The sequence below is a fragment of the Enterococcus sp. DIV1328a genome (genome assembly GCF_050536905.1).
GTDB classification, from domain to species: Bacteria; Bacillota; Bacilli; order Lactobacillales; family Enterococcaceae; genus Enterococcus; species Enterococcus faecalis.
Genome location: NZ_CP172912.1, coordinates 1,140,963 through 1,154,223 on the forward strand (window position 1 = coordinate 1,140,963; position 13,261 = coordinate 1,154,223).

At 37.7% G+C, this 13,261-nt stretch carries 12 protein-coding genes; 6 read left to right on the top strand and 6 right to left on the bottom strand.

Annotated elements, in window-relative coordinates:
• Positions 1–2 precede the first annotated feature (2 nt).
• From dhaM to IGL93_RS05560, 4 genes are all read left to right on the top strand, one after another.
• Entirely contained in the window at positions 3–401 is a 399-nt protein-coding gene (gene dhaM, locus IGL93_RS05545; protein ID WP_002357762.1) for a dihydroxyacetone kinase phosphoryl donor subunit DhaM, read from the top strand.
• Positions 402–1,385 carry a dihydroxyacetone kinase subunit DhaK gene (dhaK, locus tag IGL93_RS05550; protein ID WP_002363860.1) on the top strand — a complete coding sequence of 328 codons (984 nt, stop codon included), beginning with the start codon at positions 402–404 and terminating at the stop codon, positions 1,383–1,385.
• A 12-nt stretch (positions 1,386–1,397) separates the two neighbouring features.
• Positions 1,398–2,000 carry a dihydroxyacetone kinase subunit DhaL gene (gene dhaL / locus IGL93_RS05555; protein WP_002357759.1) on the top strand — a complete coding sequence of 201 codons (603 nt, stop codon included), beginning with the start codon at positions 1,398–1,400 and terminating at the stop codon, positions 1,998–2,000.
• 143 nt (positions 2,001–2,143) lie between these two features.
• Positions 2,144–2,926: a hypothetical protein gene (locus tag IGL93_RS05560; RefSeq protein WP_025192049.1), complete on the top strand. Its 783-nt coding sequence runs from the start codon at positions 2,144–2,146 to the stop codon at positions 2,924–2,926.
• Positions 2,927–2,998: 72 nt separating this feature from the next.
• On the opposite strand, the gene IGL93_RS05565 is transcribed toward IGL93_RS05560, so the two are convergent.
• On the bottom strand, positions 2,999–4,150 hold the full coding sequence (locus tag IGL93_RS05565) for a hydroxymethylglutaryl-CoA synthase (RefSeq protein WP_010775805.1): 1,152 nt from the start codon (positions 4,148–4,150) through the stop codon (positions 2,999–3,001).
• A gap of 185 nt (positions 4,151–4,335) precedes the next feature.
• Between IGL93_RS05565 and IGL93_RS05570 the strand changes: the two genes are divergently transcribed.
• Positions 4,336–6,747, top strand: a complete 2,412-nt coding sequence (locus IGL93_RS05570; protein WP_010775806.1) for a hydroxymethylglutaryl-CoA reductase, degradative — start codon at positions 4,336–4,338, stop codon at positions 6,745–6,747.
• Between the two features lie 19 nt (positions 6,748–6,766).
• Here the strand turns inward: IGL93_RS05570 and IGL93_RS05575 are convergent, their stop codons facing one another.
• The 5 genes from IGL93_RS05575 to IGL93_RS05595 form a co-directional block, all read right to left on the bottom strand.
• Positions 6,767–7,819 carry an AI-2E family transporter gene (locus tag IGL93_RS05575; protein ID WP_002357754.1) on the bottom strand — a complete coding sequence of 351 codons (1,053 nt, stop codon included), beginning with the start codon at positions 7,817–7,819 and terminating at the stop codon, positions 6,767–6,769.
• A gap of 16 nt (positions 7,820–7,835) precedes the next feature.
• Positions 7,836–9,041 carry a YdcF family protein gene (locus IGL93_RS05580; RefSeq protein WP_002382277.1) on the bottom strand — a complete coding sequence of 402 codons (1,206 nt, stop codon included), beginning with the start codon at positions 9,039–9,041 and terminating at the stop codon, positions 7,836–7,838.
• A gap of 156 nt (positions 9,042–9,197) precedes the next feature.
• Positions 9,198–9,398 carry a cold-shock protein gene (locus tag IGL93_RS05585; protein ID WP_002357750.1) on the bottom strand — a complete coding sequence of 67 codons (201 nt, stop codon included), beginning with the start codon at positions 9,396–9,398 and terminating at the stop codon, positions 9,198–9,200.
• A gap of 297 nt (positions 9,399–9,695) precedes the next feature.
• On the bottom strand, positions 9,696–10,817 hold the full coding sequence (locus IGL93_RS05590) for a hypothetical protein (RefSeq protein ID WP_010775807.1): 1,122 nt from the start codon (positions 10,815–10,817) through the stop codon (positions 9,696–9,698).
• 335 nt (positions 10,818–11,152) lie between these two features.
• Positions 11,153–11,503 (bottom strand): helix-turn-helix domain-containing protein, encoded by a 351-nt coding sequence (locus IGL93_RS05595; RefSeq protein ID WP_002357747.1) that lies wholly within the window; start codon positions 11,501–11,503, stop codon positions 11,153–11,155.
• 191 nt (positions 11,504–11,694) lie between these two features.
• Between IGL93_RS05595 and IGL93_RS05600 the strand changes: the two genes are divergently transcribed.
• Entirely contained in the window at positions 11,695–13,128 is a 1,434-nt protein-coding gene (locus tag IGL93_RS05600; protein ID WP_002366610.1) for an MFS transporter, read from the top strand.
• Positions 13,129–13,261 lie beyond the last annotated feature (133 nt).

Genomic DNA, 13,261 nt, shown 5'->3' on the forward strand with positions numbered 1-13,261 from the left:
ACATGAAAGCAGATATTTTACTCGTTTCACATAGCAAAATGATTACAGATGGTATTAAAGAGATGATTGAACAGATGAATGCCAGTGAAGAAATTACGATTCATTCACTTGGTGGCACATCAGATGGTTCATTAGGTTCAGATCCAATGAAAATCATTGACACGATTAACGAAGCGGACTCTGACCGAGAATTTTTAATTTTTGCCGATTTAGGCAGTGCCGTTTTAAGTTCAGAATTAGCTTTTGATATGCTAGAAGAAGACCAACAGAAACATTATCATTTAGTCGATGCACCATTGGTTGAAGGTGCCTTTGCGGCAGCAATTACTGCAGGTGTCTCAGATGATTTGACGCAAATTTTAGCAGAAGCTCAAAATGCTGGTAAGAAAGGGTGGAACTAAATGAAAAAAATTATTAATGAACCTGGTAAAATTGTCGAAGAAATGCTCCAAGGAATTGTGAAAAGCTATGGAAACCTTGTTCATCAAGTCGAAGATTCTCGCGTGATTGCTCGCAACGACTCAAACAAACAAGTTGGGTTAGTATCTGGTGGCGGAAGTGGTCATGAGCCTGCACATGCTGGGTTTGTTGGTGATGGAATGTTAAATGCCGCAGTTTTAGGTGATGTCTTTACTTCACCAACACCAGATCAAATTTTAACAGGAATCCAAGCGGCAGACCAAGGGGCCGGTGTTCTGTTAATCGTAAAAAATTATACAGGCGATATTTTGAACTTTGAAATGGCCAAAGATATGGCTGATATGGAAGACATTCATGTAGAAATGGTCGTTGTCGATGACGATATAGCTGTCGAAGATAGCACCTATACCGCTGGAAAACGAGGCGTTGCCGGGACTGTTCTTGTCCATAAAATTTTAGGACATCATGCCCGCCAAGGTGCTTCTTTAGAAGAGCTCGTTTCTTTAGGAGAAAAGATTGTATCAGCCACGAAAACAATTGGAGTGGCTTTAAAAGCAGCCACTGTGCCTGAAGTTGGCAAACCAGGTTTTACTTTACCAGAAGATGAAATTGAATTTGGCGTAGGGATTCACGGAGAACCAGGCTATCGTCGTGAAAAAATCCAACCATCGAAAGAGTTAGCGAAAGAATTAGTTGAAAAAACATTAAGTAGCTATGAACAACAACCACAAACAGTGGGGGTACTTGTCAATGGCATGGGCGGCACGCCATTAATGGAACAATTTGTATTTATGAACGACGTGCTAACATTATTAGAAGATAAAGGTGTTCAAGTGACCTTCCATAAAGTGGGTAACTATATGACGTCTATTGACATGCAAGGATTATCTTTAACGATGATTGACTTGGCGACAAAAGACTGGCAAACAGCGCTAGAAAGCAATGTAACAACAATTTCTTGGTAAGGGTGATAAAAGATGGAATTAACAGTACAAGACATTCAAACATGGTTAGACAATTATTCAAAAGTTATCGAAGAAAAAAAAGACTATCTAAGTGAATTAGACACGCCGATTGGTGATGGGGATCACGGTAACAACATGGCTCGTGGTATGGCTGAATACAAAATTGCGTTTGACAAAAAAGTACCAACAACAATCACGGAGACATTTAAAGTCCTATCCATGGCCTTGATTTCAAAAGTTGGCGGAGCTTCTGGTCCTTTATATGGTACTGCGTTTATGAATATGACTAAAGCGACAAAAGATTTGGAAACCATCAGTTCGCCAGAACAATTAAAAGAAATTGTTCAGCAAGGTCTAGCTGGGATTCAGATGCGCGGCAAAGCTGAACCAGGAGATAAAACGATGGTTGATGTCTGGGCACCTGTTGCTGAAGTAATTGGAACGGAACAATTTAATGAAGAAAAAATTGAACAATTTGCTGAAGCAACAAAAGATTGGGTGGCGAAAAAAGGACGTGCCTCTTATTTAGGGGAACGAGCAATTGGTCATATTGATCCAGGAGCAGCATCTAGTGCATTATTATTTGAAGAACTAGTCAAAGTAATCAATCAATAACAGTGAGAAAAAAGTTTAGCAAGTGCCTCTCTTGAAGCGCTTGTTAAACTTTTTTATAAATAATGGTTTCTTTTGTTTATCTATGGGATAATTTAAGTAACAAAAAATAACAAAAAATAACAAAAAATAACAAAGATAGACAAATGGGGGATTTAAAGATGAAAAAGCATGTGATTGTGGGATGTTTATTAATCGTTAGCTCAATGTTTGTAAGTGCTTGTGGAAATTCGTCAGACGTGACCACGGAAAAAACCAGTGTCACAAAACAAGTCGAAGCTACGGAACAAAGCACAACCTCTTCCGTAGACCAAACCAAGTATGATGCCATTATTACAGAAGCTAAAAAGTTAACAGCAGAGGGGCAATATAAAGAATCAGAAGAAAAATTAGCTACGATCCCTGTTAGCGATTTAGGGAAACCACACTATTCGATCGTTAAAGAAACGGTTGATAAACTAAATAATCAAAATAATGAAGGCTTAAAAAGACAAGAAGAAGTTGCGGTTGAAAAGCAAACGAAGTCGAGTCCGGCACCAACGGAATCACTTAAACCAATTCCAGATGAATTTGCTAAATGGGCAACCACGTATCTTTTTTATTATCCACGAGGAGATCAAAAGCAAGCGGGTTTAATCATTGAAGCGAATGGAGCAGTCACGCAGACGAATACGAATGGCGAAATTTACACAGGAAAAGCCGAAATAAGTGGAGCTTCGGGCACTATTTTAAGTTATGATACGACTAGTTATCGCCCGACGACCCAACCAGCTACAAAATCGATTACTCCAAATGTTAAAATCACTGTTACTTGGAACAATGGCGGCGGTGTTGATGTTTATTATGGCTACGTTTCTTATTCACAACGTTTAGCTTTGACAGATGGTATCGCCGTGACAGACGGGGTCAAAGAAGTTTGGCTTTCATAAAAAGAGCTAGACATTCAAGCAAAAACTTGAATGTCTAGCTCTTTTGTTGATTGAATAGGGGGATTTAAATACTTAGTTTCGATAAGAACGAACGGTATTATTAATAGCAGAAATACTATATTTTAATTCATCTTCTAACGTTTGATCAATGTCTGTGTCTAAAGTTTCTGCAAACATGGCTTCATATTCAGCGATAGAAAGTTCTGTCCGATTATCCAGCAGTGCTAAATGAGTTTCTTTTTGTAAATGATTTTGATAACCAGCTACTAATTCACCAGTGAAAAATTCAGCGACAGCACCAGAACCATAACTGAATAAACCAATTTGATTACCTGCGGTTAAAGTCGTTGCATTTTCTAAAAGGGAAATGAGTCCCAGATAAAGTGAACCCGTATACAAGTTTCCTACGCGACGACTATAGATGATACTTTCTTCATAACGAGCTAAAATTCGTTCCTGTTCTGCTTCAGTTTGGTCGGAGATTTTTGCTAATAAGGCTTTTTTGCCCATTTTTGTGTAAGGAATATGGAACGCTAAAGCATCATAATCTGCAAAATCAAGACCGGTCCGTTTTTTATGTTCATCCCAGACTTGGGCAAAAGATTGGATGTAGGTTTCGTTTGACAAAGGACCATCGACCATAGGATACGGATGGCCTGTTGGACGCCAAAAGTCATAGATATCTTGCGTCAGCATCACATTATCCTCTTTTAAAGCCAAGATGCGCGGTTCACTAGTAACTAACATCGCAACCGCCCCAGCTCCTTGTGTAGGCTCACCGCCAGAATTTAAGCCATATTTTGCAATATCTGCTGCTACAACCAAAACTTTTTTATCTGGATGTAAGGCGACGTGATTCTTAGCTAACTGTAAGCCTGCTGTTGCTCCGTAACAAGCTTCCTTGATTTCGAAAGAGCGAGCGAAAGGTTGAATCCCCATTAAACGATGTAAGACAACTGCGGCCGCTTTTGACTCATCGATACTGGACTCAGTCCCGACAATCACCATATCAATGGCCTCTTTATCTTCTTTGGTCAAAATCGCTTCTGCGGCATTGGCTGCAAATGTCACAATATCTTGGCTGATTGGGTTCACCGCCATTTGGTCTTGCCCAATACCAATATGAAATTTTCCAGGGTCTACATTTCTGGCTTCAGCCAGTGCCGTCATATCAATATAATAAGGGGGCACAAAAAAACTAATTTTATCAATCCCAATTGTCATTTCTTTAACTCCTTTACGATAAATAGATTCATTATATAAAATAGCACGAAATGAACCAAAATGGGGAATTTTTGTATTAACTTCATAGATTATTAAAAAATATCTTATAAGTCTGTTAACATTCAGTAATTGGCACTTGTGATTCTGGGATTTTATGATATATTTCAAGATGGAGGTGCATTTAGTTGAAAACAGTAGTTATTATTGATGCATTACGAACACCAATTGGAAAATATAAAGGCAGCTTAAGTCAAGTAAGTGCCGTAGACTTAGGAACACATGTTACAACACAACTTTTAAAAAGACATTCCACTATTTCTGAAGAAATTGATCAAGTAATCTTTGGAAATGTTTTACAAGCTGGAAATGGCCAAAATCCCGCACGACAAATAGCAATAAACAGCGGTTTGTCTCATGAAATTCCCGCAATGACGGTTAATGAGGTCTGCGGATCAGGAATGAAGGCCGTTATTTTGGCGAAACAATTGATTCAATTAGGAGAAGCGGAAGTTTTAATTGCTGGCGGGATTGAGAATATGTCCCAAGCACCTAAATTACAACGATTTAATTACGAAACAGAAAGCTACGATGCGCCTTTTTCTAGTATGATGTATGATGGGTTAACGGATGCCTTTAGTGGTCAGGCAATGGGCTTAACTGCTGAAAATGTGGCCGAAAAGTATCATGTAACTAGAGAAGAGCAAGATCAATTTTCTGTACATTCACAATTAAAAGCAGCTCAAGCACAAGCAGAAGGGATATTCGCTGACGAAATAGCCCCCTTAGAAGTATCAGGAACGCTTGTGGAGAAAGATGAAGGGATTCGCCCTAATTCGAGCGTTGAGAAGCTAGGAACGCTTAAAACAGTTTTTAAAGAAGACGGTACTGTAACAGCAGGGAATGCATCAACCATTAATGATGGGGCTTCTGCTTTGATTATTGCTTCACAAGAATATGCCGAAGCACACGGTCTTCCTTATTTAGCTATTATTCGAGACAGTGTGGAAGTCGGTATTGATCCAGCCTATATGGGAATTTCGCCGATTAAAGCCATTCAAAAACTGTTAGCGCGCAATCAACTTACTACGGAAGAAATTGATCTGTATGAAATCAACGAAGCATTTGCAGCAACTTCAATCGTGGTCCAAAGAGAACTGGCTTTACCAGAGGAAAAGGTCAACATTTATGGTGGCGGTATTTCATTAGGTCATGCGATTGGTGCCACAGGTGCTCGTTTATTAACGAGTTTAAGTTATCAATTAAATCAAAAAGAAAAGAAATATGGAGTGGCTTCTTTATGTATCGGCGGTGGCTTAGGACTCGCTATGCTACTAGAGAGACCTCAGCAAAAAAAAAACAGCCGATTTTATCAAATGAGTCCTGAGGAACGCCTGGCTTCTCTTCTTAATGAAGGCCAGATTTCTGCTGATACAAAAAAAGAATTTGAAAATACGGCTTTATCTTCGCAGATTGCTAATCATATGATTGAAAATCAAATCAGTGAAACAGAAGTGCCGATGGGCGTTGGCTTACATTTAACAGTGGACGAAACTGATTATTTGGTACCAATGGCGACAGAAGAGCCCTCAGTGATTGCGGCTTTGAGTAATGGTGCAAAAATAGCACAAGGATTTAAAACAGTGAGTCAACAACGCTTAATGCGTGGACAAATCGTTTTTTATGATATTGCAGACCCCGAGTCATTGATTGATAAACTACAAGTAAGAGAAGCGGAAATTTTTCAACAAGCAGAGTTAAGTTATCCATCTATCGTTAAACGGGGCGGCGGCTTAAGAGATTTGCAGTATCGTGCTTTTGATGAATCATTTATATCTGTCGACTTTTTAGTAGATGTTAAGGATGCAATGGGGGCAAATATCGTTAACGCTATGTTGGAAGGTGTGGCCGAGTTGTTCCGTGAATGGTTTGCGGAGCAAAAGATTCTATTCAGTATTTTAAGCAATTACGCAACGGAGTCGGTTGTTACGATGAAAACGGCTATTCCAGTTTCACGTTTAAGTAAGGGGAGCAATGGCCGGGAAATTGCTGAAAAAATTGTTTTAGCTTCACGCTATGCTTCATTAGATCCTTATCGGGCAGTCACGCATAACAAAGGGATCATGAATGGCATTGAAGCTGTCGTTTTAGCTACAGGAAATGATACACGCGCTGTTAGCGCTTCTTGTCATGCTTTTGCGGTGAAGGAAGGTCGCTACCAAGGTTTGACTAGTTGGACGCTGGATGGCGAACAACTAATTGGTGAAATTTCAGTTCCGCTTGCTTTAGCCACGGTTGGCGGTGCCACAAAAGTCTTACCTAAATCTCAAGCAGCCGCTGATTTGTTAGCAGTGACGGATGCAAAAGAACTAAGTCGAGTAGTAGCGGCTGTTGGTTTGGCACAAAATTTAGCGGCGTTACGGGCCTTAGTCTCTGAAGGAATTCAAAAAGGACACATGGCTCTACAAGCACGTTCTTTAGCGATGACGGTCGGAGCTACTGGTAAAGAAGTTGAGGCAGTCGCTCAACAATTAAAACGTCAAAAAACGATGAACCAAGACCGAGCCTTGGCTATTTTAAATGATTTAAGAAAACAATAAAAAAACAGTTCAGCAGAAATTATTCTGCTGAACTATTTTTTTTCACATTAGGTAGACGTTTCAGGCCACGAATTGGTTTTACTTTTAAGACATCTAAGAAGAAAGTGAACACAGGGATTCCTACAATAAGTCCCCATACACCAAAGAGACGCTCACTAACTAATAAAATGACAAACGTATAAAAGATTGGTAACTCTGTTTTACTAGACATGAATTTAGGATTTAGCACGTAAGATTCAAATAAATGGACGATTGTAATTAAAGCTAAGATATAAATCACATCGTTCAAGCCACCTTGGGAATAAGCGATGAAACTTAGCGGAATGCAGGAAATAATCACACCAGCAACTGGGACTAAGCTCAAAATGAAGATCATAATGGCTAAACTAGGTAACTGAGTAAAGCCGATTATCGCCAAGGCCAAGGTAGTAATGACTGTATTCACCACAGCAATGAAAAACTGAGCTTCCATTACGACACCAAATGTGTTAACGAACTTGTTGGCGAAATAATAGATATCCTGAAAAAACCAATCAAAATCACTTTTTAAAAATAACTTAGAAAAATCAGCCATTTGCTTCTTCTCAATCATAAAGAAGAAACTTAAAATAAAGGACATGACAAATGATAAACCGACAGCACCAATATCTTGAATGTAGCGTAAAATCATTGAAGCACCATTCTGGAGTTGAGAGAGTAAGTTAGATTTTTCCAAGTATTGATCAATAAATTGCAATACTTGATTTGTATCTGTATGTGGACTTTGATAAAAATCAACTACAGAATTAATCATTTGAGTCGTTTGGTTAACTAGAACGGGAACATATTTAGTAATCGCTAAATAGATTAGAAAAACAACCAATGCATAGGTTAAGAGAACGATGACAATCGTCGGGATTTTCATATAGCGTTGAACAAAATGGACCAAACGAACAGCTAAATAGGTAAAGATAAATGTTAAAAGAATTGTTGTAATCATGCTTCTGGATAAATAAAGCACAAAAATAATCAAAGCAAGGACGCAAAAACGTCGCAAACGTTCATTTTGAATAAATTTTTGATACAAACTCATAGGGGAAACTCCTTCTTTACTGAATAATCAATCCTGTTAAGAATAACATAACCATACCGATGGCAGCTAGGCCGCAAACAATAATATGGCGGCGTTTGTACATCACTACAATGGCGATGAACTCTCGAATAAACGCGTTAGGTAAAAAATAAAAAGCGGTTTTTGCACCAATGCCGTCAGCTTTTAAGCCAGCCATTCGAGCGAAAAGACCCGCTCGGAAAAGGTGATAATTGTTTGTAGTAAAAATGGCTTGGAAATTAGCATTTCCAAAATCCTCAATCATTGTTTCTTTGGAAAAACGCATATTTTCTAGTGTGTTTTTTGAATGAGCTTCTACTAAAATATCATCATCAGGAATACCTTGTGTCAAAGCATACATTTTCATCGCGACACTTTCAGGAAGTAATTCATCGGGACCTTGGCCACCAGACATGACGATTTTTGGTGGATTTAACGTTGCGCGATTTTGAGCCTTGTAAAATTGAATGGCTTTGTTGATGCGGGCTTGCAATAACGGCGGCACAATCTCACCATTGATTAACCCCGAACCTAACACAACAATATAATCCTGTGTATATTTTGGCTGATTAAATTGATACAACGTAGAAACAGTTAAAAAATTATAAAAAACAAACGCGAAATAAGTCAAAATAAATGGCGCAATAGTTAATGGTAAGGAGAGCCAAGTTGGTAACAACGATTGAAAAAAGAAATTATAAATTAATAGTAATGTTAAGCCAATTGCTAGCAACAACGTCAACAAGTTCCCTAGAGACCGACCTTCTTTTCTCATAACAACGACCGCATTCCAATAGAGGAAAATAATTAAGGCATAGAGTCCTAAAGCCAAAGCGATAAAAATCGCCAGCAGGGCAATAATTGCTAAGGTGATTAGAAAGTAGTTGTTTGTACGAATCGCAGTAATCCCTAAATAAGTCGCTAGAACCACAAGAAAAATATTAAATAATGTTCCATTCAGTAAACGCCTTTTTTCTTTGAAGTAGAAGAGCGCAAACAAGCCAAAAAAAGCAATGGGAATTAAAAAGAAGGCTGTGCCACGAATGATTTCTAAATATAAAACATATGAGAAGAACATAAAGACGGTCCAGCCAAACATCCACGGCAACCAATCGTGTTCTTTTTTCTTTTTCCGCCACGAGGGAATGAAAAAGAGACCCAATAAATAAACACCTAAAAAGGTTAAATCACCATAAAATTGCATAAATAAACTCCTTTAAAACATTTTTCCTCTTCAGTATAACGAAAACTCTTCAAAAAAAATAGAGGAAGCACTTAGTTTCAGAAAGTTTTCTTGTTCTTTTTTTTATAAAAAAAAACCTGACGATTAACGTCAGGTTTTTGAGTCAGTATTGTTTAATTAAGCTTTAGTAACGTTAGTTGCTTGAGGGCCACGTTGACCTTCTTCGATTTCGAAAGTTACTGCTTGACCTTCTTCTAAAGTTTTGAAGCCGTCACCTTGGATAGCTGAGAAATGTACGAATACATCGTTTCCGTTTTCTGCAGTGATGAAGCCAAAGCCTTTGTCTGAGTTAAACCATTTTACTGTACCTGTTTCCATAATAAATATCCTCCTAGATGTGTGTTATAACACATTCATATTTTGCAATTACTTGAAAGGTGAAAAATGTGGAAGATGTTTATTTGAAACAGCTACCCATATTACCGAACAAAAACTACATCTATTACTATAGCATACTAACTGGTTTTTGTATAGCGATAACCTTATTTTCTTTTTTATCGGATGTTTTTTAAAAACTAGAAAGTGAAGATAAGGCTGTTATAGTGCTGTTTCAATAAGACTCAGAAAAAAAGCCCATTGTAAGGCGCTTTCTTACAATGGGCTTTTTGCCTGTTTTTAATAACGGAGGATAGCCGCTAAAGATTTTTCATCTGGTGCAGCTTTTTGGTCTAAAACAAAAACTTGACCGCCATTTTGAATAACTTGGTAAGCAATGGTGTTTAAAAGTTTGCGGCGATCGTACTCTTCAGATGACATTTCATTGTTTTCAGTAACAAAGAGTGACGTTGCAATAAAAAGATGGGAAATTTTGCCGTCAGCTGCCGCTGGCGAAATATCTGTAAATTGATCTAAGAATTTACGATCTAGTAATTTGTTATAAGAAGCTGTTTCTTTTTCTGTTAACTCTGCAGCTATTTTTTCACTAGCGCTGCGGATATCTTGAATGGTTGCTTGTGCAGGTGAAGCAGCAACTGAAATTGAGCAATCATAATAAGGGTTTTTAGCAATCTTTTTAAAGAGTGTTTGGTTTTCTGGTAAAGCATAAAGATAAAGCGGTAATTTTTCAGGATTATCCAGTTGATCTTTTAAGAAAGTATCGACTGCTTGATAGTAGTTCACCCAATCAATTTCAACTTCTTTATCTTTAGTATTGATGCTATGATAAGCGACACCTTCTTTAGAACCGTTAGAACTACCTTGAGTTGAAAAGTTTAAATTACCACCCGTTAATTCATCACCTAAAGCTGTGACCACGTCTGTTGGCGCGTCTTTAGGCAATTCAACAGGAGTCACAGTCGTATGATCAACCTTGTAAAGTTTCATTGAATCACGATTTAGAGCAAGTAGGTAATAATGGTAGTTAAATTGTTTGTCTTTGACTAGTCCAAGTAAATAAGGAATCGTGTCCACGTAATATTGATCGTCAACGGGCACATCTAATCGTTGAACAAAGGTGTTCTCTGGAGATAAGATGATTGAAACACTTGCTGTGCCGTTGCGCCAGAAGAAAGCATCAGCTAGAAGTGCGTCAATTTTTTCTTGGAAAACAGCCCATTTTTCCTCAGGAAATTTTTTTTCAAAGCGTGTTTTTGCCGCTTTTGCAAAATTTTTCAAAACAAGCGAATCTTTTTCTACGTTTTGATGAGCGACATGGGTGTTAAACAAGAAAGTAACAAACGGTCCATGAACTTCTTCAGAAAATAATGTTGATAAGCTATCTTTTTTTTGATTTGCCATAATAAAATCCCCCTTCTAAAAGTAAGTGTAGCACAGGAAATCGAATGTTTAAAACAATATGTTCAATAAAAGAAAACGCTTTAAAGAATCTAAATAAAGGACTGTTAATGGTGTTCTAATAAAAGTTTTATAAAAAATATAGCTGAAACTCATGATAAAAAAGGCACAAACCACTATACTTACGTTATGCCAATTATCCCGAATTGGTTTTTTCATACTTACTCCTACCAAGAGTAAATAACAACCTTCATTTCCACCACAGACGACGGTCGTGGTGGTTTTTTTATTTAGGTTCTAGTTTTTGCTATTAATTGACTAGGAGAAGTGAACGCTCTTTAAGAATTTGTCATTTCAAATTTACGGAACCGCAAGAAACGATTTGCTTCTTCCTCTAACTGAGTAATTTCTTCTTCTGTTAACTCTTCCGTAGTAATGTGAATATGTAACTCTTTTTGTGTGCTTGTCATAGGTGCCTGATGATTGATCTCTGTTTGTTGGGTGCGGCCCATTAAATAGTCCAAGGAAACAGAAAAATAGTCTGCTATTTTTAAAAGATTCTCTACTTTAGGCGAAGAGGTATCCCAACGACGAATTTGTCCATTGGAAATGCCGACGTTTCTTTCTAATTGGGCGAGGGTTAATTGCTTTGACTGAGCTAGTTGTTTAATGCGAGAAATTAAGGTCATTTCAAGTCCTCCTTGTGTTTTCCGTTTGCTAATTTTAAATTAGCGTAAAAGCGAATGGTTGTCAATTGCGAGCGTGTAATAAGAAGGTGAACATCTCATGAGTGATTTTTTAGAAAATTTCCGATGAAAAAAAGAAGAAATAGAGTTATTATTAGTAAGTAAACTGTTTTGGAGCGAGAGGGGATGAATCAATGGAGAAAATTAAAAGTTACCAAGAGGATTCTGAAGTGCAGAAAAATCGTTGGTGGATCTTAGTTTCTGTGGCTATGTTTACCTTCATGTCTACATTAGATTCCAGCATTGTAAATATTGCTTTACCGACTATTTCAAAAGAAATGTCCGTACCCATGAATCAAGCGGAATGGGTCGTATCTATTTATTTAATGGTTGTCTGTGCTTGTTTATTATTATTTGGAAAAATTGGCGACAGTTTTGGAAAAATAAAAGTTTATCGAATTGGCACGGTTATTTTTACGATTGGTTCGTTACTTTGTGGCTTTAATCAATCGCTGAGCTTTCTATTATTTGCGCGAGTCGTTCAAAGTATTGGTGCTAGCATGACCATGGCGACCAATTCAGGAATTATTACGGAAGTATTCCCTTTAAATGAAAGAGGGCGGGCGCTTGGTGCAGTAGGTGCCTTTGTCTCTTTAGGCGCGATTGCTGGTCCTGGGATTGGTGGATTGATCTTATCAAACTTTTCTTGGTCGTATATTTTTTGGATTAATGTTCCTGTGGGGCTAGTTACAATTTTAATTGGCGAAAAGTTTCTACCAAAAGATATTACAAAAACAAAAGAAAAAATCGATTTTTCAGGATTTGCTTGTATTGCCATTGCGATTATGACGTTCTTCGGCGGGATTTTCCTCGGACAAGAGAGCGGGTTTGGCTCGTTACAATCCTATTTATTGTTCATTATTGCAGTAATCGCATTAGGATTATTTATAATGGTTGAACGAAAAAGAAAAAGCCCACTTATTAAGTTCGCAATTTTTAAAAACAAAATTTTTACATTAAGTTTATTGTCCGCCGTTTTAATTTTTGCCTCAAACTTTTTTGTAAATGTTGTCATTCCATTTTATTTGCAGGATGCACGCAAACTAAGTGCTAGTTATGCTGGTCTATTAATGATGGTATTTCCGTTATTAATGGTGGTTGGGGCTCCTCTGAGTGGCTATTTGACGGATAAAATTGGCCCAGCTATTTTAACGTTTGGCGGATTGTTGCTCTTGTGCTGTACGTCGTTAATGTATATGTTTTTAGATATGAACTCGCCCATCTGGTATTATGTGATTGCAACGGCCATTATGGGCTTGGGAAATGCACTTTTCCAGTCTCCAAACAATACAATGGTTATGAGCAGTGTTGAAAAGCAAGATTTAGGTGTAGCAGGAAGTATGAATTCTTTTGCTAGAAACTTAGGGATGGTCATTGGGATTGCATTGTCAACGACCATTTTATATCGTGGTATGAGCGAAGCCTATGGTGAACGAGTAACCACGTATCTGGCTAATCGCCCAGATATATTTATTGTGGGAATGCGTGAAACCTTTTTTGTCGCCTTTCTATTATGTGTGGCGGCCTTTATATTAACGATTTTACGTTTTCGGAAAACAACCAAATAAGTAAAAAGAAGCAGACGAGAAAGATTCATGATTTTTCTCGTCTGTTTCTTTACTAGCTAAGAAAATAAGCAAATGCGATTGTATATTTCTAATTCTCTGTTACAATAAAGAAAGTAAACTGTACTAAACTGTA